Source organism: Streptacidiphilus albus JL83, from assembly GCF_000744705.1.
Lineage (GTDB): Bacteria > Actinomycetota > Actinomycetes > Streptomycetales > Streptomycetaceae > Streptacidiphilus > Streptacidiphilus albus.
In genome coordinates this window covers 1,593,685-1,616,612 of record NZ_JQML01000001.1, presented here as the reverse complement: position 1 = coordinate 1,616,612, position 22,928 = coordinate 1,593,685, and the positions used below count along the sequence as shown (strand labels likewise).

The 22,928-nt window shown below is 67.0% G+C and carries 26 protein-coding genes and 3 pseudogenes; 19 read left to right on the top strand and 10 right to left on the bottom strand.

The genetic code is table 11. The features are described 5' to 3' along the window. Positions 1-31 precede the first annotated feature (31 nt). Both BS75_RS07070 and BS75_RS07065 read left to right on the top strand, forming a co-directional pair. On the top strand, positions 32-328 hold the full coding sequence (locus tag BS75_RS07070; RefSeq protein ID WP_034087584.1) for a hypothetical protein: 297 nt from the start codon (positions 32-34) through the stop codon (positions 326-328). Continuing rightward, complete coding sequence (locus tag BS75_RS07065) at positions 321-641, top strand: hypothetical protein (protein ID WP_081983227.1); 321 nt, start codon at positions 321-323, stop codon at positions 639-641. The genes BS75_RS07070 and BS75_RS07065 overlap by 8 nt, the downstream gene beginning before the upstream one ends. A 505-nt stretch (positions 642-1,146) precedes the next feature. On the opposite strand, the gene BS75_RS50020 is transcribed toward BS75_RS07065, so the two are convergent. Both BS75_RS50020 and BS75_RS50015 read right to left on the bottom strand, forming a co-directional pair. Further along, entirely contained in the window at positions 1,147-1,872 is a 726-nt protein-coding gene (locus BS75_RS50020) for a hypothetical protein (protein WP_231607702.1), read from the bottom strand. Continuing rightward, positions 1,862-2,341, bottom strand: a complete 480-nt coding sequence (locus BS75_RS50015; protein WP_231607701.1) for a helix-turn-helix domain-containing protein — start codon at positions 2,339-2,341, stop codon at positions 1,862-1,864. The genes BS75_RS50020 and BS75_RS50015 overlap by 11 nt, the downstream gene beginning before the upstream one ends. 107 nt (positions 2,342-2,448) lie before the next feature. Here BS75_RS50015 and BS75_RS47890 point away from each other — a divergent pair, with 107 nt between their 5' ends. The 4 genes from BS75_RS47890 to BS75_RS47885 all read left to right on the top strand — a co-directional run bounded on the left by BS75_RS47890 (position 2,449) and on the right by BS75_RS47885 (position 4,942). Continuing rightward, positions 2,449-2,622 (top strand): hypothetical protein, encoded by a 174-nt coding sequence (locus tag BS75_RS47890; RefSeq protein ID WP_156164224.1) that lies wholly within the window; start codon positions 2,449-2,451, stop codon positions 2,620-2,622. Then, positions 2,619-2,861, top strand: coding sequence for a DUF7848 domain-containing protein (locus BS75_RS07055; RefSeq protein WP_152646420.1), 243 nt, complete (start codon positions 2,619-2,621; stop codon positions 2,859-2,861). Before BS75_RS47890 ends, BS75_RS07055 begins: the two co-directional genes overlap by 4 nt. Positions 2,862-3,778: 917 nt before the next feature. Continuing rightward, positions 3,779-4,378: a hypothetical protein gene (locus tag BS75_RS07050; protein ID WP_034087581.1), complete on the top strand. Its 600-nt coding sequence runs from the start codon at positions 3,779-3,781 to the stop codon at positions 4,376-4,378. A 108-nt stretch (positions 4,379-4,486) separates the two neighbouring features. Continuing rightward, on the top strand, positions 4,487-4,942 hold the full coding sequence (locus BS75_RS47885; protein ID WP_152646422.1) for a DUF4265 domain-containing protein: 456 nt from the start codon (positions 4,487-4,489) through the stop codon (positions 4,940-4,942). Between the two features lie 180 nt (positions 4,943-5,122). Here the strand turns inward: BS75_RS47885 and BS75_RS07045 are convergent, their stop codons facing one another. After that, entirely contained in the window at positions 5,123-6,346 is a 1,224-nt protein-coding gene (locus BS75_RS07045) for an IS701 family transposase (protein WP_081982125.1), read from the bottom strand. Positions 6,347-7,184: 838 nt separating this feature from the next. On the opposite strand from BS75_RS07045, the gene BS75_RS49160 reads away from it, so the two are divergent. Next, a complete protein-coding gene (locus BS75_RS49160; RefSeq protein ID WP_034087580.1) occupies positions 7,185-7,544 on the top strand; it encodes an IS5 family transposase in 360 nt (119 codons plus the stop codon). Then, a pseudogene (locus tag BS75_RS52155) lies at positions 7,430-7,921 on the top strand (transposase); the annotation flags it as partial. The gene BS75_RS49160 and the pseudogene BS75_RS52155, both read left to right, overlap by 115 nt. Positions 7,922-8,039: 118 nt before the next feature. On the opposite strand, the gene BS75_RS07035 reads toward BS75_RS52155, so the two are convergent. Next, positions 8,040-8,366, bottom strand: a complete 327-nt coding sequence (locus tag BS75_RS07035; RefSeq protein ID WP_034087579.1) for a hypothetical protein — start codon at positions 8,364-8,366, stop codon at positions 8,040-8,042. A 191-nt stretch (positions 8,367-8,557) separates the two neighbouring features. On the opposite strand from BS75_RS07035, the gene BS75_RS07030 reads away from it, so the two are divergent. The 7 genes and pseudogenes from BS75_RS07030 to BS75_RS52150 form a co-directional block, all read left to right on the top strand. Beyond that, the gene (locus BS75_RS07030) at positions 8,558-9,103 is read left to right on the top strand and encodes a hypothetical protein (RefSeq protein ID WP_034087578.1); all 546 of its coding nucleotides are present in this window, start codon (positions 8,558-8,560) and stop codon (positions 9,101-9,103) included. A gap of 75 nt (positions 9,104-9,178) precedes the next feature. Beyond that, a pseudogene (locus BS75_RS07025) lies at positions 9,179-10,543 on the top strand (ISKra4 family transposase); the annotation flags it as partial. 68 nt (positions 10,544-10,611) lie between these two features. Then, positions 10,612-11,841: a tyrosine-type recombinase/integrase gene (locus tag BS75_RS07020; RefSeq protein WP_034086849.1), complete on the top strand. Its 1,230-nt coding sequence runs from the start codon at positions 10,612-10,614 to the stop codon at positions 11,839-11,841. A gap of 131 nt (positions 11,842-11,972) precedes the next feature. Then, positions 11,973-13,211: a hypothetical protein gene (locus tag BS75_RS07015; RefSeq protein WP_156164223.1), complete on the top strand. Its 1,239-nt coding sequence runs from the start codon at positions 11,973-11,975 to the stop codon at positions 13,209-13,211. A 156-nt stretch (positions 13,212-13,367) separates the two neighbouring features. Beyond that, positions 13,368-15,131, top strand: a complete 1,764-nt coding sequence (locus BS75_RS07010; protein ID WP_197091908.1) for a transposase — start codon at positions 13,368-13,370, stop codon at positions 15,129-15,131. A gap of 62 nt (positions 15,132-15,193) precedes the next feature. Next, on the top strand, positions 15,194-16,327 hold the full coding sequence (locus tag BS75_RS07005; RefSeq protein WP_052069255.1) for a tyrosine-type recombinase/integrase: 1,134 nt from the start codon (positions 15,194-15,196) through the stop codon (positions 16,325-16,327). Positions 16,328-16,351: 24 nt separating this feature from the next. Continuing rightward, positions 16,352-16,535: pseudogene (locus BS75_RS52150) on the top strand (ISKra4 family transposase); the annotation flags it as partial. Here BS75_RS52150 and BS75_RS47880 read toward each other — a convergent pair. Then, positions 16,525-17,226, bottom strand: coding sequence for a hypothetical protein (locus tag BS75_RS47880; protein ID WP_156164222.1), 702 nt, complete (start codon positions 17,224-17,226; stop codon positions 16,525-16,527). The pseudogene BS75_RS52150 and the gene BS75_RS47880 sit on opposite strands and share 11 nt — an antisense overlap. A gap of 160 nt (positions 17,227-17,386) precedes the next feature. Continuing rightward, on the bottom strand, positions 17,387-17,833 hold the full coding sequence (locus BS75_RS06995) for a hypothetical protein (protein WP_034087575.1): 447 nt from the start codon (positions 17,831-17,833) through the stop codon (positions 17,387-17,389). A gap of 348 nt (positions 17,834-18,181) precedes the next feature. On the opposite strand from BS75_RS06995, the gene BS75_RS46175 reads away from it, so the two are divergent. From BS75_RS46175 to BS75_RS06985, 3 genes are all read left to right on the top strand, one after another. Beyond that, positions 18,182-18,469 carry a transposase gene (locus BS75_RS46175; RefSeq protein WP_081982155.1) on the top strand — a complete coding sequence of 96 codons (288 nt, stop codon included), beginning with the start codon at positions 18,182-18,184 and terminating at the stop codon, positions 18,467-18,469. Positions 18,470-19,051: 582 nt separating this feature from the next. Then, on the top strand, positions 19,052-20,305 hold the full coding sequence (gene ltrA / locus BS75_RS06990; RefSeq protein ID WP_034087255.1) for a group II intron reverse transcriptase/maturase: 1,254 nt from the start codon (positions 19,052-19,054) through the stop codon (positions 20,303-20,305). 192 nt (positions 20,306-20,497) lie between these two features. Then, positions 20,498-21,331 carry an IS3 family transposase gene (locus BS75_RS06985; RefSeq protein WP_052070548.1) on the top strand — a complete coding sequence of 278 codons (834 nt, stop codon included), beginning with the start codon at positions 20,498-20,500 and terminating at the stop codon, positions 21,329-21,331. Between the two features lie 322 nt (positions 21,332-21,653). Here the strand turns inward: BS75_RS06985 and BS75_RS46165 are convergent, their stop codons facing one another. The 3 genes from BS75_RS46165 to BS75_RS52145 are packed head-to-tail and all read right to left on the bottom strand — an operon-like array spanning position 21,654 to position 22,345. Beyond that, a complete protein-coding gene (locus BS75_RS46165) occupies positions 21,654-21,896 on the bottom strand; it encodes an IS3 family transposase (RefSeq protein WP_081983226.1) in 243 nt (80 codons plus the stop codon). A gap of 30 nt (positions 21,897-21,926) precedes the next feature. Then, positions 21,927-22,196 (bottom strand): DDE-type integrase/transposase/recombinase, encoded by a 270-nt coding sequence (locus tag BS75_RS46160; RefSeq protein ID WP_052069254.1) that lies wholly within the window; start codon positions 22,194-22,196, stop codon positions 21,927-21,929. Continuing rightward, positions 22,088-22,345, bottom strand: a complete 258-nt coding sequence (locus tag BS75_RS52145) for a hypothetical protein (protein WP_408022586.1) — start codon at positions 22,343-22,345, stop codon at positions 22,088-22,090. Before BS75_RS52145 ends, BS75_RS46160 begins: the two co-directional genes overlap by 109 nt. On the opposite strand from BS75_RS52145, the gene BS75_RS50010 reads away from it, so the two are divergent. Beyond that, positions 22,331-22,564 carry a hypothetical protein gene (locus tag BS75_RS50010; protein WP_231607700.1) on the top strand — a complete coding sequence of 78 codons (234 nt, stop codon included), beginning with the start codon at positions 22,331-22,333 and terminating at the stop codon, positions 22,562-22,564. The genes BS75_RS52145 and BS75_RS50010 overlap by 15 nt on opposite strands. Here the strand turns inward: BS75_RS50010 and BS75_RS46150 are convergent. Further along, the gene (locus BS75_RS46150) at positions 22,558-22,848 is read right to left on the bottom strand and encodes a transposase (RefSeq protein ID WP_081982048.1); all 291 of its coding nucleotides are present in this window, start codon (positions 22,846-22,848) and stop codon (positions 22,558-22,560) included. The two genes, BS75_RS50010 and BS75_RS46150, sit on opposite strands and share 7 nt — an antisense overlap. Between the last annotated feature and the right edge of the window lie 80 nt (positions 22,849-22,928).

Genomic DNA, 22,928 nt, shown 5'->3' with positions numbered 1-22,928 from the left:
CCGGAGTATTGGCAGAGATAGGGAGGCGGCCGTGTCGGTGCAGTCCGTTCACATAGAAGGCGCGGACGTTCCGGTGCCGCGCAACGCCGAGGGGATCGCTGCGGCGCTGTCCGGGGCGCGGCGGATGGAGTTCTACCGCGAGCTGCTGGCAGCGGCTCCGCAGGATGCCGAGGCGGTACTGCGGCACTGGTGGTGCGAGGCGGTGCTCGACGCCGACCAAGCCCGTGGTGACCAGCTCGCCGCTGCCGCCCTGGCCGGCACGCTGCCCCTGAGAGGCGTGGCCGACGCGGTCGAGGCCCGGCGTGCGGCGGGGCTGCCCGTTGAGTGATTCCGGAACCCCGTACGACGACGGCGAGGACGGGGTGGACGACGACGGGTGGCCCTGCTACCTGTCCCCGGAGGTCGAGGCCTTGTTGCAGGACCCGGCCGTGACCGGCGAGGTCTTCAGTGCCATCGTCTCCGCCACCGTGCGGATCAACACTACGCGCGGCCTGGTGCCCGGCAGCACAGCCTCCGAGCGCTGGCCCCAGCAGAGGCGTATCCCTCTGGGGCCTGGTGGCTCCCTCGGCGTCGCCGAGTATGTCATCGTCGCCGACGCCCCCGAACCCCACTGCGTCATCACGCGCGTGCAGCTCTACTGACCGTCCACCCCACACAGGCGAGCTCCCAACCCCACCATGCCAGTCGCGGGTGTGCGTCCAGATTTTCTCTACGAGGTTCAAGGCGGGCCAGGCCCGCTGGAACTGGCCCGACGTCGCCGACCGGCCCAGGACGGCGGCAGCACCCGAGGCTTGTACCGGCGTCGGTGATCAGCGGTCCGTCAGGTTCTGGGTGAGCTTCGACTGCTGCCCGGTGGGAGCAAGTTGTGGGGTAGGGACTCCCTTGCTCCTGGCGGAGCAAGTTGTCGCCGACGACCGTCCTACGGTCGGATCGCAGGCAAGAGGGTCGGCCAGGGGTCCGACCCTCCGTTTCTCCCGTCGGACCCGCCGAGGGCGCTGTCCGACGTGGCCCCGGCTTCGCAGCGCAGGAGCCCCGCCGAACCGCCGACCGCTCCCCGTGCCGAGCGACCAGACCGTGCGCAAGGCCGCCGAGTGCCGAGACGCCCGCCATCAGCAGTCCGAACTCGAGCCCCCGCGATCGCGACGATCAGGACGCCAGCAGCTCGGCGACTTCGGGAACGTCGCGGAACGCTCGCAGCCGGTCCAGCACGATGCGCGTGCGCTCGGTGGTGCGTTCGCTGCCGCTCTGGCCCAGGGCGAGCATCCGGGCGGCGGTCCCGGCTGCGGCCTCGGGCTCGTTCGCGTCGGCGTAGGCCACGGCCAGCCACGACAGGTACAGCGCCAACTCCCTCGCGTGACTGGCGTCGTACCGCCCAAGGACGTCCGTCAGCAGCGGCACCGCGCGCAGCGGCCGGTGCAGCTCGGTGTACACGCGGGCCTCCATGACCCGCAGTTCCCCGGCGTCCATCCAGTACAGGTACGACGGCGACTCGGTACCGGGTGAGTCCTGGGCCATGGCCTCACTGGCCTCTCCGAGCGCGGCCATCGCCGGTCGGTCCTGCCCGGCGCGGGTGTGCGCCCAGGCCACCCGGTCCAAGTACAGCGCGCGAGCCTTCGCCGGAGCATCGGGACCGGCCTCCTGCACGGCGGCGGCAGCGAGGTCGACGGCGTCGCGGGGGCGTCCGGTGTTGCTCCACTGGTAGGCCAGCGAGCCCGCCACGTTGCCCACCAGGACGCCGTCCCCGGCGGCGCGGGCAGCGCTGATCCCGAGCCGGTAGATCCGCTCCGCCTCGGCGTGCTCGCCCGCGTCGGAGGCCACCCAACCGGCGATCTGCGCCAGCTCGCCAATGGCCCTTAGCAGTTCACGGCCCACCTGCTCGGTGTTGGGTGCCCCCTCGGTAGAGCGTGACCGCCGCCCGCAGTTCCCGCAGGGCCGGGCCGATCAGGTCCTTGCCGTAGACCACGTCGTCGGCCAGCCGCAGGCCGTGAACCCGCCGGGCCAGGTCGGCGACCTGCCCGGCTCCGATGCGCCGGCCGGTCCTGGCAGCCAGCGGGTCGCTCTCGGGCAGGAAGTCGGCCACGCTCAGGACGCGCGGGGCGGGCTCGGCCGCTGCGACGGCCTTGGCCGCCTCCAGCAGCTCGCGCGGGACCTCCAGCACCAGGGCGAGGAAAGGCAGCCACTCGCGCGGGGACCGCGTGCCGATCTCCCACCGGGACACGTCGTTGCGCGTCGTTGGAACCCTGCCGGGGGCGGCCTGGGCCAGCGCGTCGGCGAGCCGCTGCTGACTCCACCCGCGCGCCAGGCGTAACCGCCGCACCAGTTCCCCGACCGTCTCCCGCACCTGGCCAGCTTGGCAGACACCAGGGCAGACACGCTGGCTCCTCCGGAAGGTTCCAGCCAAACGAGACCCTGGCTGAAGAGAGCCGAGCGGGAGCGAAGGAGCGGGAGATGGACGAGCAGACGGCAATGTGGCGGGAACGCCCCGGCCCGGTGTGCCAGGAGTGCGGCCGACTCCGCGAACAGGCCCGAGCCGCCTCGCTGTGCGGGGACCGCTCCCGGCTCAGCGACGTACGCGTCATGCAGAACCGCCACCGACAGACCGAGCACGGGCAGGCGGCATGAGCGTGCGCAAGCGGATGCGGTTCCGTGACTACCACGTCCGCACCGACCAGACCGCGACCCCGGTCCGCGAAGCCGTCTGCGTCACCGACGAGGAGCAGTGCCGGTGGACCAGCGGCGAGCGCACCCGCGCCGATGACGTGACCGCCCTGATCGCCAAGCACGCCGCCGAGACCGGACACCACTGCTACCGCCGCACCGCCACTGACTACGCCACTGCAGAACCCGGCGACTTCCACTGATCCGACGCCAGAAGGCCAAGCCAGACGCTGCTGGACATCGAGCCGACCGGGTAACCGGCAAGCTCGCCGGGCTGACCGGAACCGGGCTGCTGGCGCAGCAAGTTGTCCCGTTGGATATCCCAACGGGCTATCCAACGGGAAGAGGGCCGACCCGGGGGCGGGCCTTGCATCGCCGGAGCCACCGGTGGGCGGGTGGCTGGCACTGCCGGGACGGGGAGCGAAGCTCCCAGCCGACCCGCCGCCCAACGGCCCCTCCCGCCCCGGTCCTCGCGCCGCCAGGCCAGCTGACGCACGACCCCCTCCGCGCTGACCAGCGAGGTGTCGAGCACCGAGTGGTCTAGACCTATGACGGCAGTAGTGACGGCAACAACCACGCACACCAGCGCACAACCGCACACCCCGATGTACCGTCAAATAGCCCCTGACCAGTGAAAATGCAGGTAGCGAGGGGCTGCAAGCCACACGTACTATGTGCTGGCAGGGACTACGCCGGTCCTCGTTCACAATGCGAATGGAGTTTCTCCAGATGCATGCCAGCTGCCGCTGTTTGTACTGAAGGATGGCGAGCTCTCGACGGCCGCTGATAGGGCTGCGAGCACTGGTGGCCCAACTGCGAGGCAAGGTGTCCCGAGTAGTATTCGTGATCAGATGCTGGCGGACGAATTGGATCGGACCGGAGGCTACTATCAATGCTGGCGGTGCGGCCATACCAGCACTAACCCTGCAGACATGCAGATCGGGCACGTAAATACCCCGCGCGCAAATGGCGGAAATCTTGATCCGCGCAATCTCTGCATCGAAGGCGCGGCATGCAATAGCAGTGCGCAAAATAGAGGTGCACCATCACCAGGGAAGTCGTGTGCTGAACGTGGTGGATGTGGTGCAGGGTTTGGGCGATTCGAATAGGAGGTGGATTCTTGTCGGCCAAGCTCGATGGGCTGATTCACCAGCTTCGCGACAGCAGGTCTGCTCGGCGCCGCTCTGCCGCCAAGCAGATCGGAAAGCTAGGAGATCCTGCGGCCGGTTATAGCCTGCTGGAGGTGCTTGAGGTCGAGGCTGCAGATGCGCGAACCTGGGAGACTCAGTATGAGATGATCGTCGCGCTCGGCTCCTGTAGGTGCAGCGCCGCTGTTCCCTTCCTTAAGTCTCTCGCCGATGCGGGATTCAAATTTGATTCCCTATATGGCGCGGTGGGTGATTCCATTATCCGAATCTCGCTTGCCGATGGTCGCCTTGAGGAAGAACTGCGCTGGTGTCTTGAGCTGGCTCGGCCGGACTTGGTCGATGGCGCGATGAAGGCGATGTGGGACGAGGGGGTCAGCCTTGACCCCGATCTCTCCAGCTGGCTGGTGGACTACTTGCTCAGCCAGGATCCGCATGCTGGCGTGCGTTATTGGGCCGCGCTTGCAGCAAGACGCTGGGAGGGTGAAGTATCCCTTCGCTTCTTGGAGGATTGCGCTGCCGGCCCTAGGGATGACGTAGCGGCCGCTGCCCGAGAGTCGCTGAGCTCGCGCTGATTTTCGGTGGGCCCTGCTAACGATTCCCATGCTGGGCCAGCCGGAGCATCGGTTCCTGATACTCCGGCTGGCCCGGCGAAGGGCCGCGCCTGGAGGAGGTATGGCATCATGATGCGCATGTCGCAAGCTCAGCCCGACCCCAAGCAAGATCACGTCACGCTGTTGGCTGATCTGACCGCAGCGGGAAAGCCTGTCTTTGAAGTCCTTCCGGCTGTTCCGCTGGGCGTTGATCTCTTCGAGCTCACTGGCAGTCCCGGATTGACCTTGGGATGCGCAGCGGGCGACGTCATTCGCCGCGCTCCCGATGGTCGCTTTTCTGTGGAACGCCGAGGGCCCAATTACTGCATCCAGGTATATCGCGGTGGCCCTTTCTCGGAAGCTTCGCTCGAAAAGCTATCGGAAATTGCGAGCCGCGCAAGAGGAGTGGTTGAGTCGCCGTCTGATCGGCGATTCGCCGTGGTTACAGTCCCTCGCGCAGGGGCAAACAAGGACCTAGAGGAATTGCTTGACTCCTGGGCGGAGTCCGAAGGGGGAGCCCATTGGTGGTTTGGGAATAAAGATTGAACTAGTACTACAGCCGGTGGTTTTACGGTGAGTGAGCGCGGGCGGTTCGGGTGCGGTAGTGGCTGTGGCGGGCCCGGGTTTGGTGGCGGGTGCGCCAGCGGTGCCAGTGCATGGTCAGCCAGGTGCGGGCGGTGCGCACTGGTGCCTGGACGATGCGGTCGTACAGGCGGCGGATCTCGTTCACGGTCGGGGGTCGACTGTCGGTGGACGGTGCGGTATTAGCCGGCTCCGGACGTCGGCCAGGAAGGCCATGGCGAGCATGCATACGGTGGTGTGCCGGTACCACGAGCACCATTTGCGTACCTCGTGCTCATCGAGTCCGACCTGGCCCTTGGCCACCTGGAAGGACTCCTCGACCATCCAGCGCTGCCCGGCGGCGGTCACCAGGGCGGCCAGGGTGGTGCCGGGGTCGGCGTGGCACAGGAAGTAGGCGACCTCGCGGACCAGTTCGCCGGTCTTCTTGTTCACCTTGTTCGGAACGGTGGAACGCCGGATCAACAGGTGGCGCTCCAACTCCAGATCAGTGTGGGCGAGTTGGACGATGGCCCAGTCGTAGTCGCGCGGGCCCTTGGCGCCGTCGGCGCACGAACGGCGCTCGAAGACGTCCTCGGGCACGGCCGCGTACAGTTCGCGGGCCTGGCGGGTGCGCCCGTCGGGCAGTGGCAGCGCCTCGTCCTTGGGGATGGCCAGCACGTAGCGGATGCGTTGTTCCTCCAGCCAGGCACGCAGGGCGCGGGCCTGGCCGTAGACCTCGTCAGCCAGGAAGTAGGAGAACGGGACCCCTGCCCGCACGGCGCGTTCCACCATCCGCCGGGCCAGTTCCGGCTTGGTGGCCACTTGCGTGGCGCGCTCGGGCGGGATGCCCTGCTCGGCACTGCGCCGTTCATGTTCGGCGGTGGTTCCAGCCCATGTCCTCCCGAGGTAGAGCTCGCGGTCGATCAGTGTCCGACCCCGGCTGGATCCGTAGGACAGGTGGACGCTGACCTGGGCGTTCTCGATCCGGCCTGCGGTTCCGGTGTACTGCCGCTGCACCCCGGCGCTCTTGGTGCCCTTCTTGATGTCACCAGTCTCGTCCGCGATGAGTACCGCATCCGGGGCGGTCAGGGCGGCGACGGCATAGTCCCGGACCCGGTCGCGCAGTTCGTCCGCGTCCCACGCCGCCTTGGCCAGGAAGCCCTGCAGCCGGTCGGGGTTGGGGTGACCGGCGAACTCGGCCAGCTGCCACAGGTTCTTGCGCGGCACCTCAGCCAGCAGCCCGCGCATCATCGCCCGCAGGTTCTCCCGCGAGGCCGGGCGGGCGAACACATCGTCCACCGAGGCACACAGCGCCTCCAACTCACCCTCCATGGAACGGACATCAGCCTCGCTCAACTCGCCCGTCGGCACCGCACCTGGCGGCAGCATCACTCCCACGAATGGAGTAACGAGCCAGCCGCCATCACGTCACGTGAACAACCGGCTGTAGTACTAGTAGGTCTACTTGACGCGAGGTAAGAAGGCTTTCTAAATTCGCCTCGGTAGGTCAATATTAGAGAACTCGAACTGACGTCAAGAGCCCCTCCGAGCAGCTGCTCGGAGGGGCTCTTGAGTGCCTTGACGGCAACGCTGACGGCAACGTCAGCGGACAGGTTCTGCACTTGGCGGGTCGTCAGGGACTTCGGGCGCTCGAAGTGCGTCGCCGAGGGTGTCGATGGCTTGGCGCTGGAGTCGGAGCCGGACGTGTAATGGTGACGTCGGGTATTGGAACCGTCCGAATGCCTCAGCCGGTGCGGACCCAGGCGGTGAAGTCGTCGGCGAGTCCCGGCGGGTTGGCCAGCTCGGTTCGGCGCGCGATCCCCTCGTAGTACTCCAACTCGTGGACGATCACGGGCACGGGTCTGCCCAGGGACCTCTCGACGACGCCGGTCTCGTGGAGGGTTCGGGCGAGCTGCCAGCAGGCTTGGTTGAAGTGGGCCTCGATCTGTGTGGCAAGCGGCCCGACTGTCGTGATCCAGTCTGCGGGGGCTGCCGGCTCGTCGTACCAAAGTCCGAGTTCGCTGATCCATTCCCGGCGGGCCGTGGCTCCTGCGGGGTCGCTGGTGAGGTCACCGACTACGACCAGTTGGTTCTGGATCCAGAAGGCGTAGTTCCAGCGGGCCTCTGGAGGCCGACCGATTTCGAAGACAGTCTTCTATGCTGCTAGTGCTGCGCTAAGAGTGTGTCTCATGTGGTGGCTGGCTGACATGCGGCATGATTGACCTTCATGGGGGTTGATCTGTCGCAGCGGCTGGTTCCTGACGGTCTGTGGGAGCTTGCCGAGCCGTTGTTGCCTGTGTTCTCACCGCGTCGTCAGGGTGGTGGGAGTGCGCCGTTGGACGACCGGGCGGTGTTCACGGCGGTGGTGTACGTGCTGACCAGCGGGTGTGCCTGGCGGCATCTGCCGCCGTCGTTCGGGGTCTCGCCCGCGACCGCGCACCGCCGGTTCGCGGCGTGGACCAGAGCCGGCGTGTGGCCGCGGCTGCACCGAGCGGTCCTGGATCGACTAGGCGCGCTGGGCGAGCTCGACTGGACCTCGGCCATCATCGACGGTGCGTCGGTGCGGGCGAAAAAAGGGGCTCGCTGACCGGGCCGAATCCGGTCGATCGCGGCAAACCCGGCAGCAAGCTGCACATCCTGTCCGAAGCGCAGGGCATACCCCTGATCGTTGGGGTCTCCGCCGCGAACACCCACGACAGCCAGGCCCTCAAGCCCCTGGTCCTGGGCCTGCCGGCGATCCGCTCCCGTCGAGGGCCACGCCGCCGACGCCCCTCCAAACTCCGCGGCGACAAGGCCTACCACTCCGCCGACCACCTTTCCTGGCTACGCGAACGCGGAATCGTCCCACGCATCGCCAGACCGGGCATCGAGACCTCCACCCGCCTCGGCCGCCATCGCTGGAAGATCGAACGCACCATCGCCTGGACCTTCGGCTACCGGCGCCTGACCATCCGATACGAACGCGAAAGGGTGTGGCTCTTCTGCAGGGAGCCTGCTGATCAGGCAGTGAGTGTTGAGAAGACCTGCCCCCACGACGCCGCGGCGCTTGGCAGCGGGACTCGTCGGGTTGGGCGCCTGCGGCTCACTGGGGCGGACCGGTCTGCTCCGCGGCGGCCGGCGATTCCTCGGCCTGCACGCCCTGGACGAAGGTCACGTCCGGTTCGGAGACGGGATTGATCCAGCAGCGCATGGTGATTTCCGGCGAGAAGGTCTTCGGTGCGGAGGCGAACGCCCGTTCGGCCTGTACGAAGTCGGGGTTGGCTATGCCTATCGAAAGGCTCGGCCAGGTCTGAACGGTCGTGGACTTGTCCTCCAGGTAGTGTCCCCAGGACTTGCCGCACTTGCATGATCGCTTCTCCGGAAAGAGGCGGACGATGTCCTGGCAGTGCGCGCAGTACATGAGCTTCACGGCAACTCCTCGCATTGACGAACCATCGAACCGGGCAGCGCCCGCCGGCGACTGATCATGGCACTCTGGCGAGGGGCTCAGCAGGTCGGGATGTCCTTTGGGTGCGGCTCCTCTGGAGGGAAGGGCTGAGTTGCGAGGGCTGTGCTCGGGGCGGTTCCTCTCTACCGTGAAGGTGTGGAGGAGGGCGTCTGATGGGTTCGCTGTTCGAGGAGTTGGAGGCCCGCGAGGGGGCCGCCCGGGCGCGGGTGGAGGCGTTGGAGGTCGAGCTCGCCGAGGTGTCCGGGAGACTGGGTGCGGCTCGGGCGGGGCTTGAGAGGTTGCGGATCGCGCGGGAGACGGTCGCCGAAGTCCTCGCCGAGATGGCGCCTCAGATGCCCGCGGGGACGGCCGATATCGGTGAGTCGCCTGCGGCTGAGTGGGTGGTGTCGACGTATGCGGGGGCCGAGCGGCAGGTCATCGGGGTGCTGACGGTGCCGCACTGGCAGCCCGGGATGGGGGCGGTTGTGCTGCCGTCGGACTACCGGGACATCGTGGAGGTGGTGGCCGACGCGCCGGGGCCGGTCCGCGCCAAGCAGATCGTGCCCAGGATCGGGCTGCCTGCTTCGGCCGCGAAGATCGAGGGAACGCGGGCGAAGCTGAAGCGGCTGGTGGGGCGAGGCTGGCTGGACGAGGACGCCCCCGGCTTGTTCACCCCGGCCCGTCGCCGGACCGATACTTCACCCAACTCTCGCCCGTAGATGGGCCAGTGGGGCTCTTCCGCCTACATTCGAAGGTGCGACCCAATCGGATGCTGGACGAGAAGAGCCCCGGAGATGAAACGTTACGACACTCATGCCACCACTGACCCGTTTGCCCGCTCGGTCAGTGCCTTCGAGACGCTGACAGGCACCCTGTCGGGCGGCCAGGCCGGCACGTGGACCCATGCCGAGTTGGAGGAACACCTGGATGCGGCCGGGCGGGACCTGTTGCGGCAACTGCTGCAGGACCACCTGGACCTGCGCACTCTCCGCGAGGAGGACCAGGTCCGCGCCGGCACCCGACCGGTCGTGGTCGGACCCGAGGGGCGGCCCAGGCCCTGGCGCGAACCGGGCCATGCCCGCTGGCTCGCCACCGTGTTCGGGCCGGTCCGGGTCACCCGGGTCGCCCACCGCGGCCCCAGTGCCCGCAACGTCCATCCCGCCGATGCCGCGCTGTCCCTGCCCGCCGGCCGGCACTCGATGGGCCTGCGCCGGCTCGCGGTCACCGAAGCGGTGCGCGGCTCCTTCGACCAGGCCCAGGAAGCGGTGACACGCCGCTGCGGGAACGTGCTGGGCAAGCGGCGCCTGGAAGAACTCGTGGTCGCCGCAGCCGTCGACGTCGATGCCTTCTACCGCACCAGGATCCCGGTCCCGTGCAGCCGCGACATGCCGCTGGTCCTGCAGGTGGACGGCAAGGGCGTGGTCATGCGGCCCGAGGCCCTGCGCGAGGCCACCCGACGCGCCGCCGAGAAAGCCGCCGCCGGGGGTGGCCATCGCGGCCGGCTCGCGCCGGGCGAGAAGCCCAACCGGAAGCGGATGGCGACGGTGGCCTGCGTCTTCGACACCCGCCCCGCCCCCAGACGCCCCCATGACGTGATCCACCCACCCGGAGGCCGCAGCGAGGAGCGGGCCGTCCGCCCGGGGCCGCGGGCCGAGAACAAGTGGTGCACCGCCTCCCTGGTCCGCCCGCCCGAACAGGTCATCGCCGACGCCTTCGATCAGGCCCAAGCCCGCGACCCGCAGCATCGGCGACCGTGGGTCGTGCTGGTCGACGGCGCCCGCCACCAACTCGACCTGATCACCGCCGAGACTCTCCGACGCGGGGTCACCGTGCAGGTGCTGCTGGACTTCGTCCACGTCGCCGAGTACGTCTGGACTGCGGCCCACGCCTTCCACAAGCCCGGCACCACCGGGGCCGAGACCTGGGCCGCCGACCATCTGACCGCGATCTTGGCAGGCCACGCCGCCCGCACCGCCGGTGAGATGACCGCCGAGGCCGACCGGGAGCACCTGCCGGCTGCCCGACGCGAGGCCGTCGCCGCCTGCCACCGCTACCTGGCCGGCCACCTCGACCAGCTCCACTACGACACCGCCCTCGACCAGGGCTGGCCGATCGCCACCGGCGCGGTCGAGGGCGCCTGCCGCCACCTGACTGTTGACTGAACTACCACTCCAATCTTCGCAGTTCACAGCATGGGGGTGTGTTGTTGTGGCTACCGTCTGGACGCATGTCTGAGGCGCGTGAAGGCTCCGGTGAGGTCGCGGCATTGGTGGTGCCGCCGGTGGGGGCGGTGGTGGAGACCGCCGATCCTTGGGAGCCGTACCAGCTGCTGGATGCTTCCGGGGCGGCGGTCGGCCCGGTCGCGGAGTACTTGAAGGACTTGCAGGCGATCGGGCGGCCGGCGACGACGCAGCGCTCGTATGCGCTGGCGTTGCTGAGGTGGTTCCGGTTCCTGTGGGCGGTCGAGGTGCCCTGGCAGCAGGCCACCAGGGTGGAGGCGAGGGACTTCAGCAGGTGGCTGCAGGTGGCCGAGAAGCCGAAGAGGGACGGCGCGATCCCGCGGGGACGCGTGAACCCGGTGACCGGCAAGAGCGGTCCCGGGCGCCAGTACGCGCCGCGGACGCGGGCACACAGCGAGACGGTGCTCCGCAGCTTCTACGCCTTCCATCTGGAGATGGGGAGCGGTCCGCTGGTCAACCCGTTCCCGCTGGTCAGAGGCAGAGACGGGGAACGAGCGGGGGCTCACCGGACTCCGACGGCCCCGGTGCGGTTCGACCGCAGCGGTCTCTACCGCCCGAAGATCTCCCAGCAGGCCCCGCGGCGGATCCCGGACGACCGGTTCGACGAGCTGTTCTCCCGGCTGCCTTCGCACCGGGACCGGGCGCTGGTGGCGTTGTGGGTGTCGACGGGGGCCCGGGCGTCGGAGCTGCTGGGGGTGCGGGGCGGGGAAGTGGACCCGGGCCAGCAGCTGGTGACCGTGGTGCGCAAGGGCAGCCGGGCTCTGCAAGCGCTTCCCACGTCCCCGGACGCGCTGGTGTGGTTGCGCCTCTACCAGGCGCAGATGGACGGGCTCATCGAGACAGGGGTGGATGCTCCGTTGTGGTGGACGTTGCGCCGCCCGTTCCGGCCGCTGTCCTATCCGGCGGCATATCGGATGTTCCAGCGGGTCAACGCCATGATCGGAGCGAACTGGAGCCTTCATGATCTTCGGCATACCGCGGCCTACCGGATGGCGAGGGACCCGGGGATGCCGCTGACCGATGTTCAATGGGTCCTGGGACACGCCCAGTTGACCACCACGCAGCTCTATCTCTCTCCTGTTCCGGAGGACGTGATCGCTTCGGTGCTGGCACACCACCGCCGGGCAGCCGACCGCGCCGCCGCGCCGCCGGCGCCGACCGCCCCCGGCTACCGGAGCGAGTCACTCGACGTCCTCTTCGGTCGGGGACCGGCGTGACGAGCAGGGCGCCGGCACCGCTCGGCACGCCAGTCATCGCCCCGCCGCCGGAGCGATCGCCCCGGGGCCGGGATTCGCAGGATCTGCGTCGCCGGTTCCCGCCACGACCGTCACCGACGTGCTGGCCGGCCATGTCCTGGAGTCGCGCGATGGTGCTGTCCCGGCTGGCCGCCCCGCCGCTGACGGTGGGCACGCCCTCGAACCAGCGGCGCCGACGACGTGCCGCCGTCCTGTTCCTGGACTGGCTGGAGCAACACCCCGGCGGGAACTGGCAGGAACGCTGGCAGTCCAGCGGAATCGCCGATGACCCGCGCGCCGACTGGCGCACGGCTGCGGCACAGTGGCTCCAGGACCGCGGACGCACCGGCACGATCGGGCACGAGGGACTCGCCGCCGCGCTCACCTCCGGCCTGGGCCAGCTCATCTACGCCGACGTCCTACGCCCACCGATGGCCTGGCTCGTGACCAGCCCGATCCGGTTCCCCCTGGGCCGGGAGATCCCTCGCCTGCGCGATCCGCGCGGCTTCGCCGCGCTCGCCGTGCAGGCCACCGCGGCAGGGCTGAGTTTCGACCAGCGCCGCCACGCTGCCGAGCAGGTCTCCGTGATTCTGACCGCCAAGGGCGGCACCATCGCCGATATCGCCGTCGGGGACTGCTTGGAGCTGATCGAACTGCGCGACCAGCGCAAGGCCGAAGGCGCCGGCCATCCGGGATGGGGTTTCTACCAACTCCTTTACGCGCTCGGACACTTCCCGCCCGACGCGCCGACCACCCTGCGCATGCTCGACCGCCGCTTCGGCCACCAGCTCAGCGTCGAGGAACTCGTGGACCAGTACGCACCGGCCTGCCGACCGGTGCGTGACCTGCTGGTCGCCTACCTCGCCGAGCACCGCCCCCGCCTGGACTACGCCACGCTCAAGCAACTCGCCTACCACCTGGTGAAACTCTTCTGGAAAGACCTGGAGAACCACCACCCCGGGATCGACTCCCTGCGGCTGCCGCCGGACGTCGCCACCGCCTGGAAGAGCCGCACCTCCAGGAAGACCGTCACCGTCCGCACCGCCGACGGCCGCCGGGTGGAGACGACCGAGCCCCGCACCGACGCCGCCTCCTTGCTGGTCACGGTCCGCGCGTTCTACCTCGACCTGTCCCACTGGGCCAGCGAGGAACCCGAGCGCTGGGCCGCCTGGGCGGTCCCATGCCCGATCCGCCGCACCGACATCGGCGCCACCAAGGACGCCGCCCGCCGCAAGTCGCGGATGGACCAACGCACCCGCGAGCGCCTGCCCCACCTGCCCTCCCTGCGACGCCACGTCGACGACGCCCGCCTCCAGGCGGCCGCCGACTCTGCTGCGCAATTCGCTGCATGAGCATGATGGTTGAGGGGATGATCGCTTCTGCGGCCACTGTCCTGTCGTGGGGTCGCAGGGGGTGGTGCGATGTCGTTGCAGGTTAGGGGCTTGCCGGAGATTCCGGCGGATACGGTCCGGGTGGCACGGTCGGCGTTTCCGCAGGGGTCGCTGGCGATGAGCGTGCGGGACAGGCTTGGTGAGGTCTTCGCGGACGAGCCGTTCGCGGGTGCGTTCGGGGTCCGGGGTGCCCCGGGGCTGTCGCCGGCCTTGTTGTCGCTGGTCACGGTGTTGCAGTTCGCCGAGGACCTGACGGATCGGCAGGCGGCGGCGATGGCGGTTCGCGCGATCGACTGGAAGTACGCGATGGGGATGGAGCTGGGCGCGACCGGCTTCGATGACAGTGTGCTGGCCCGGTTCCGGGCGCGGCTGGTCGAGCACGGGATGGAGCGTGTGGTCTTCGACCGGCTGCTGGACTGGTGCCGCGGGCAGGGCCTGGTCGGGGCCGGGGGCAAGCAGCGCACGGACTCCACGCACGTGATCAGCGCGGTGCGTGACCTGAACCGCCTCGAGCTGGCTGGGGAATCGGTGCGCGCGGCGCTGGAAGCGCTGGCGGTGGTCGCTCCGGCCTGGCTGGCCCAGGCAGTGAACGTGCCCGAGCTCGCGCTGCGCTACGGCGAGCGGGTGAACGGTTGGAAGATACCTTCCTCCCAGGTCAAGCGGGAACGGCTGGCCACGGTGTTCGGGCAGGACGCCGTCGCCCTGCTGCGGGCGGTGTGGGCACCGACAGCCCCTCCGGTGCTGCGGACCCTGGAGCCCGTTGCGCTGCTGCGGCGGATCACGGTGCAAACGTACCTGGTTGCCACCGACACCCGGGGACGGGAGGTGATCCGCAAGCGGGAGGCCGACAGTGACGGCGTCCCGCCCGGCCATACGCGCCTCGCCTCTCCGTACGACCCGGACGCGCGCTGGGCGGCGAAAGGCGAGGACCTGTTCTGGTGCGGATACAAGATCCATCTGACAGAGAGCTGCGATGCTCCTCCCGAAGCCGAAGCCGAAGCCGAAGCCGAAGCCGAAGCCGAAGCCGAAGCCGAAGCCGAAGCCGAAGCCGAAGCCGAAGCCGAAGCCGAAGCCGAAGCCGAAGCCGAAGCCGAAGCCGAAGCCGAAGCCGAAGCCGAAGCCGGTGGTGAGCCGTCGCCCGGGCGTCTGCCGGTGCGGCTGATCACGGATGTGTACACCACCGACGCGACCGTGCCGGACGTGAACGCCACCGCGCCGGTCCAGGAGAACCTGGCGACGCGGGGCCTGGCACCGGGCGAGCACTACCTTGACGCCGGATACCCTTCCGCCGCGCTGGTCCGGGCCGCCTCCGAGCAGGGCATCACCATGGTCACCCCGCTCCGGCCCGACACCTCGCCCCAGGCCAGGGCCGACACCGGCTACGCCAAGGACGCCTTCCGCATCGACTGGAAGGCCCGCCAGGTCCGCTGCCCCGAAGGCAGGACAAGCAGCGGCTGGTACCCGGTCCGGCAGCACGGCCACGACGCGATCGTCGTCGACTTCGCCCGCAGCGACTGCCGGCCCTGCCCCGCACGCGAGCAGTGCACCGCCTCGCGACGCGGCACCCGCATGCTCACGCTCCAGCCCCGCGAGCTCCACCAGGCACTGACCGCCGCCCGCACCGAGCAGAAGACCGATACCTGGCAAGCCAAGTACGCCCTGCGCGCCGGGATCGAGGGCACCATCAACCAGGCCCTGGACGTCACCGGAATCCGCCGGGCCCGTTACCGCGGCCTGCCCAAGGTCCGTCTCCAGCACGCCTTCTCCGCCGCCGCACTCAACGTCATCCGCCTCGACGCCCACTGGAGCACCGAAGGAACCCCACCTGCACTGTCACGCGCCAGCAGACTCACCCACCTCAGCTACCGACTCACCGCATAACCGAATAGCGCAGCAGAGTCGCCGCCCTGCTCAAAGCAGCCGACCGGACACCACCCGGCGAGATGATCGATCACCCCACCATCGTGCTGCGACGAGCCCGGATCGCCACCGGCACCTCCCGCACCTGGGCCGAGGACCCCGCCACCGGCACACGCCGCGATCTCACGCGCGAGGACGACACCGCGTTCTGGACCTGGGCCGCAGTGGAAGTCCTGCACGCCACCGGGATCCGCATCGAGGAGCTCACCGAACTGTCCCACCACAGCCTGGTCCAATACCGGCTGCCCTCCACCGGCGAACTCGTGCCGCTGCTGCACGTCGCCCCGTCCAAGAACGACCTCGAACGGCTGCTTGTGATCTCACCCGAGCTCGCCGACGTCCTGGCCGCGATCATCCACCGCATCCGCGACGAGGTCGGCGCCGTCCCGATCGTCGTCCCCTACGACGTCCACGAGCACGAGTTCACCCCGGCCATGCCCGTCCTCTTCCAGCACCGCCACGGCGCCGACGCCCGCCCCATCAGCGCGACGACCCTTCGCCGCTGGATCACCGACGCGGCCAACAGCATGGGCGTGACGGATGCCTCGGGCGCGCTGCTGGACTTCAAGCCCCACGATTTCCGCAGGATCTTCGCCACCGAAGCGATCATGAACGGGATGCCGCCCCACATCTGCCAGCTGATCATGGGTCACGCGAACATCAACACGACCATGGGCTACAAGGCCGTCTACCCCGAGGAGGCCATCACCGGCCACCGGGCCTACCTCGCCCGCCGCCGTGACCTGCGGCCCTCCACCGAATACCGGTCCCCTACGGATGAGGAGTGGGAGGAATTCCTCGGTCATTTCGAGCACCGGAAAGTCTCCCTGGGCAGCTGCGGGCGAGCCTACGGCACCGGCTGCATCCACGAGCACGCCTGCATCCGCTGCCCACTTCTGCGGACCGACCCCGCCCAGCTGCCCCGGCTCATCGAGATCCGCGACAACCTCCTCGCCCGGATCGACGAAGCCCGCGAACACGGCTGGCTCGGCGAGGTCGACGGCCTCAACGTCAGCCTCTCCGCCGCCAACAACAAGATCGCCCAACTCCAAGAGTCAGCACACCGGACCACCGACCTCGGCATGCCCCGCTTCCACGACGTCGCCCCGCACACCATCACCCCGAACACCGGCCCGCACCCCGATCCCGGCACCTGAAACGGCCACGCGCTGGTTCAGATAATGATCGCCGACCGCCTCGACATCACCGGCGCCCGCTGGGGCCTGCCCGGCGCCGAAGCCGTCCTGCGACTGCGCACCCTCGTCTCCAACAACGACCTTCACGCCTACTGGCGCTACCACCTCGCCCGCGAGCAGGAGCGGCTCTACCCCCCCCGACCAGCGGAGCTACACCCTCACTGCTTGATCGCGAGCTTCACTCGAAACGAACCGCACCCGATGCATTTCCTTGCGCAGCCGACCGCTTTGGGGCCGGCGCAGTAGGCGCAGAGCCCGCAGTCGACCAAGGACGAGAGCCCTCCCAACGCGCAGGTGGCGCAGTTGACGACGCAGCCCTCGTCGACGTTGCCGCCCAGGCAGGCCGCGAAGCAGTAGGCGAAGTCGCTGGCTGACGCCGGCTTCACCACGACCCTGCCGTCGGCGACTGTGAGCTCGGCGAGCTCCTCCCCGGTCGGCAGATGGTAGAGAAGTGCCTGTTTCTGCACGTCGACGGTCACGGTCACCGCTCCCTCCGGACCGGAGGCCGTCTGCTGGTAGACCGTCATCGCTCCCGTTCCCTGGTGGAAGAGCAGGATGAAGTCGTCCCCGGCGGCGTCCCGCGTGGTGAAGACGTGGGCCGTTCCCACGGCACCCCACTTCGTCACCGCCTCTTCGGCAACTGTGGTGGCCAGGGCCTGACCGCGGATGCCCGGGGTAGCGGGAACCAGTCCGCCGGCCGGGCGCTCGGCGGCGAACGCGGTAGGCGCCGCGGTGGCGAGGGCGGTACCGGCGCCAATTGCTGCAGCGCCTCCCAGAAGGGTTCGTCGGCCCATGGGCCGGCCTTTCGCCTCGGCGCGACGGGTGACCCGTGCGCGGGCCTCGCTGACGATCCTCGCCAAGGTTGGGCTGATCCGGGGTCAACTAAGTTGAATTTCCACTTGCGCGGCAATGGCACCATATCGAATTTCTTTTCAATGGCCTGGGTCCTAAAATGGGCCGGCGTGGTCGAAAAAATTGTATCCTAATACAGGCACCGCTAGGCCAGAAGAGAACATGAATTTACTGCCCCAGGTTGGGATTGGTCACGATGGGATTGTCCCACTTGTTGAGGTCCACCCATATCTCTAGGTATTCCCTTTCCCGGTTGGGGGGATCTTCGAGCCATCGTACGAGGACGCGGGTTCCAATGGCGTAGTAGCCGATGTCCCCGGCCACGCCGAAGGTGTCGACAATACTGTCCCGCGCCAGGTCGAAGCACTGGTTCTCGCCGCCGAGGTCGGCCATGTCGTCAACGTCAACGACATACCCGTCGAACTCGACCGGTACCAGCTCACCGGCCAGGTATCGCGAGTAGAGGCGCCGAGGGTGCCGCGGGTGGCGCCGGTCGTCGATCAGTTCCGCACGCGACGCGCACCGGATGCCCTCTATCGCCCCGAAACGCTCCATGGCGTACCCAGCCGCTCGTTCCAGTCCCTGCTCGTGCCCCAAAACCAAGGTCATCGCCATCGGCCACTACCCCTTCGTACCAAAGCCCCTCCTACGGAAGCCATCACACCATCCTGGCGTACTCAAGGTTGAACCGGCGAGTTCGGACACAGTGATCACAGCTCTTGACCGCAGGGGTAAGGCATGGGTCTATACCGCGAACGGGGGGTCTGTCCAGCGAGTGGTGGGACTTCTGTTAGCGGCGGTTGGTGGTGAGGCGGCCGTCGAAGGCGATGTCGAAGGCGTTGAGGGCTGCCTTCCAGCGGTGGAGTCCCACCGTTGAGCGTACAGACCCCGCAATGAGTGGACCCCGACCACTTTCGTGGACACTGGAAGTAGTTCATCGCAGTGTCAAGTGGGAAGTGCACGATGGTTTCAAAGCGGAAGAAGTACGCTCCGGAATACAAGGCAGAGGCCGTAGAGCTTGTAGTGAGCTCCGGCCGGCCCGTGGCTGAGATCGCCCGGGACCTCGGCCTGAACGAGGGAACCCTCGGGAGCTGGGTAAATGCCGCAAAGAGGAGCGGAAGCATCAAAGACAAGCCGCTTGCTATCGATGAGCGCGTCCATATGAAGGAACTCGAAGAGGAAAACCGAAAGCTCCGAATGAAGCGGGATTTTCTAAAAAAAGGTGTGCCACGAACGCGGGAGGCGGCTTGAGGTAGTCAAGTAGCTGAGCGCGGTGCTGCACAGGAGATGAAGGACCGATGGCCCTTCGGAGCCGCCCTGCGGGGGGAGGCTTCAAACCGCCACATGCTGCGGAAGCGGTGACGCGACCGTGGTGAGCGACTGTGGAAAAGGCGTCCAAGAGGCGTCAGGTGGGGATCAGGAAGACGGAGCGCAACCCCTTTCGGGGGGCCACTGTTGACGCGTCGTTATTGATGAAACGGCATCAAAACCGGGTGTTACTTTTTGGCCCGGGATCAGCCTGGCGGGTGCCCGTCGATTGGCCAGGTGGTGCCCGGCGTGGAGGTGACGTGATCCTGATCTGCGGCTTCTGTGCGGAACGTGGGAAGGCACGGCCTGATGCCGTCCGACCGGCTGCTTCGGCGGACGGTCGGCGAAAGGGAGACTCCCGAGCGAAGACCTCGTGAGGGATTGAGTACCGAGGCAGGTCGTGTTGGCGGACCGGTTCGTAGTAGCGGTGAAGCTCCTGCTGGGCGCGGTGGGAGCGGAGCGAAGGGGCCGGATTGTCCGTGGTTCGTTTGTTTGGTCAACCAGGAGTTCCCTGGGAGGAGCTGCGTGAGCGAGCTGAAGTCTCCAGACAGGCCGTTCGATATCTCGAAGCGGGAAGTCTGGGAGGCGTATCTGAAAGTGAAGGCCAACAAGGGTGCACCGGGGGTTGACGGTTGCTCGATCGAGGAGTTCGAGAAGGATCTGAAGGGGAAGCTCTACAAGATCTGGAACCGGATGTCCTCGGGAAGCTACTTTCCGCCTGCGGTGCGAGCGGTGGAGATCCCCAAGCCGAACGGCGGAGGGGTTCGTTTGCTCGGAGTGCCCACGGTCGCGGACCGGATCGCCCAGACGGTGGTGGCAGCCCATCTGGAGAGACGGGTGGAACCGGTGTTCCATCCCGACTCCTACGGCTACCGCCCCGGACGGTCGGCCCTGGACGCGGTCGCGGCCTGCCGGGAGCGCTGCTGGAAGAAGAACTGGGTCATCGATCTCGATGTCGCCAAATTCTTCGACACCGTGCGCTGGGACCTCATCGTCAAGGCGGTGGAGGCGCACACCGATGCCCGCTGGGTGCTGCTGTATGTGCGGCGATGGCTCGCCGCCCCACTGCAACTGCCCGACGGGACCTTGCGCGAGCGGACGTTGGGAACCCCGCAGGGGTCTTCGGTTTCGCCCGTCCTCGCGAACCTGTTCATGCACTACGCGTTCGACATGTGGCTGGCCCGGGAGTATCCGGGCGTGCAGTTCGAGCGCTACGCGGACGACGCGGTGGTGCACTGCGTGAGTGAGTACCAGGCCCGCGAGGTGCTGGTGGCGCTGACGCACAGGATGGAGGAGGTCGGGCTGCAACTGCACCCGGCCAAGACCAGGATCGTGTACTGCGGGACCGGGAGGCGGGCCGGCGGAGTGACCGCCGGATCGTTCACCTTCCTCGGGTTCACTTTCCAGCCGCGAGCGGCCAAGGACCGGAACGGGGAGTTGTTCACCTCGTTCCTGCCCGCGGTCAGCAAGGATGCCCTGAAGAAGATGAGCGCGGAGGTCCGCTCCTGGCGGCTTCATCGGCTCATCGGCCTCACGCTGGCAGAACTGGCCCGCAGGATCAATCCGATCGTGCGCGGCTGGATGCAGTATTACGGGGCGTTCTACCGCACCGAGCTGTATCCCCTCCTGCGGCGCATCAATCACTACCTGATGCGCTGGGTCCGTAAGAAGTTCCGGCGGTTGAAGACCTTCAAGAAGTTCCACAAGGCGTGGAAGGGGACCACCAAGATGTGGCCGCTTCTGTTCGCGCAGTGGAAGTGGGTCCATTCGTTCTGGTGACCAGGACAATAGGAGCCCGGTGACGGGAGACTGTCACGCCGGGATCTGTGGGAGCCCGGAGGTGTGATTCCTCCGGGCCACCCGACCAGCGGCGTGGTTTGCGAGCCAGAATCAATAAAGTTCGCCTTTATCCTGCAAGTCAGAGACGAGCAGGCTGGCAAGCCGCGCCGCTTCAGGTATCCCATCAACTTCATGTGCCAGATGCTGCATGTATCTCGAGCCGGCTTCTATGCGTGGATCGGCAGGGAGGAGTCCCGGCACGCGCGGCGCGATGTCGAGCTCACGCGACTCATCATCGCCATCGACAAAACGAATAAGGGAAGGTACGGAATCGATCGGATACACGCCCAGCTGGCCCGCCAGGGCGAGCGCGTGTCGCCCAAGCGTGTCCGGCGCCTGGCCAGGGCTGCTGGACTGGCCTGCGTCCACCCCAGCCCCTACAGGGCCACCACCCTCCAGGACCCCGCGAACCGACGGGGCCTGGTGGATCTCGTCGAGCGCAACTTCGTCCCGGAAAAGAAAGACCAAATATGGTACGGGGACATCACATATATTCATACCGCAGAGGGCTGGGCCTATATGGCCACGGTGATCGACGGATACTCGCGCAAGCTCATCGGCTGGTCCATCGCTGACAATATGCGTGAAGACATGGTGGTCCAGGCGCTCGATATGGCCATCCGCAACCGCCGGCCAGGCCAGGGAGAAGCCGTGATGCACACGGATCGTGGCAGCCAGTACACCGGCAGTAGATTTCGCGACCACTGCCTTGACAACGGGGTCATCCCTTCGGTAGGAAAGACGGGGATCTGCTTCGACAACGCTGCGGCCGAGTCCTTCAACGCAACCCTCAAGAAGGAACTCATTCACCTGCATGTATGGGCAACAATCAAGCAGGTCAAAACCGCCATATTTGAATATGTCGAGTCCTACTACAATAGAAGCAGGATTCAGCGGGAACTTGGCTACCTATCGCCCTATGAATTCGAGAGCAGGTCTACATTTAGCGCAGCACTAGCAGCATAGAAGACTGTCTTCGAAATCGGTCGGCCTCCACTCTCAAGCCCCGCCCGAGCCGCACCCAGTCTCCCGGACACCTCGGCGAGCTCGACCTCCAACGCCTCCACCCGCGCCCGGGCGGCCCCCTCGCGGGCCTCCAACTCCTCGAACAGCGAACCCATCAGACGCCCTCCTCCACACCTTCACGGTAGAGAGGAACCGCCCCGAGCACAGCCCTCGCAACTCAGCCCTTCCCTCCAGAGGAGCCGCACCCAACGCGAAAGCAGCCACTTCCTCGCCTTCCTCGGCCTCGCCGCCGCACTGACCTGCTACAAGAAGCTGGCCAAACTCACCACATGAGACACACTCTAAATGTAGACCTGCTCTCGAATTCATAGGGCGATAGGTAGCCAAGTTCCCGTTGAATCCTGCTTCTATTGTAGTAGGACTCGACATATTCAAATATGGCGGTTTTGACCTGCTTGATTGTTGCCCATACATGCAGGTGAATGAGTTCCTTCTTGAGGGTTGCGTTGAAGGACTCGGCCGCAGCGTTGTCGAAGCAGATCCCCGTCTTCTCTACCGAAGGGATGACCCCGTTGTCAAGGCAGCGGTCGCGAAATCAACTGCCGGTGTACTGGCTGCCACGATCCGTGTGCATCACGGCTTCTCCCTGGCCTGGCCGGCGGTTGCGGATGGCCATATCGATCGCCTGGACCACCATGTCTTCACGCATATTGTCAGCGATGGACCAGCCGATGAGCTTGCGCGAGTATCCGTCGATCACCGTGGCCATATAGGCCCAGCCCTCTGCGGTATGAATATATGTGATGTCCCCGTACCATATTTGGTCTTTCTTTTCCGGGACGAAGTTGCGCTCGACGAGATCCACCAGGCCCCGTCGGTTCGCGGGGTCCTGGAGGGTAGTGGCCCTGTAGGGGCTGGGGTGGACGCAGGCCAGTCCAGCCTGGCCAGGCGCCGGACGCGCTTGGGCGACACGCGCTCGCCCTGGCGGGCCAGCTGGGCGTGTATCCGATCGATTCCGTACCTTCCCTTATTCGTTTTGTCGATGGCGATGATGAGTCGCGTGAGCTCGACATCGCGCCGCGCGTGCCGGGACTCCTCCCTGTCGATCCACGCATAGAAGCCGGCTCGAGATACATGCAGCATCTGGCACATGAAGTTGATGGGATACCTGAAGCGGCGCGGCTTGCCAGCCTGCTCGTCTCTGACTTGCAGGATAAAGGCGAACTTTATTGATTCTGGCTCGCAAACCACGCCGCTGCTTTTTTTAGAAAATCCCGCTCCATTCGGAGCTTTCGGTTTTCCTCTTCGAGTTCCTTCATATGGACGCGCTCATCGATAGTAAGCGGCTTGTCTTTGATGCTTCCGCTCCTCTTTGCGGCATTTACCCAGCTCCCGAGGGTTCCCTCGTTCAGGCCGAGGTCCCGGGCGATCTCAGCCACGGGCCGGCCGGAGCTCACTACAAGCTCTACGGCCTCTGCCTTGTATTCCGGAGCGTACTTCTTCCGCTTTGAAACCATCGTGCACTTCCCACTTGACACTGCGATGAACTACTTCCAGTGTCCACGAAAGTGGTCGGGGTCCAGTACGACCGGGTCAC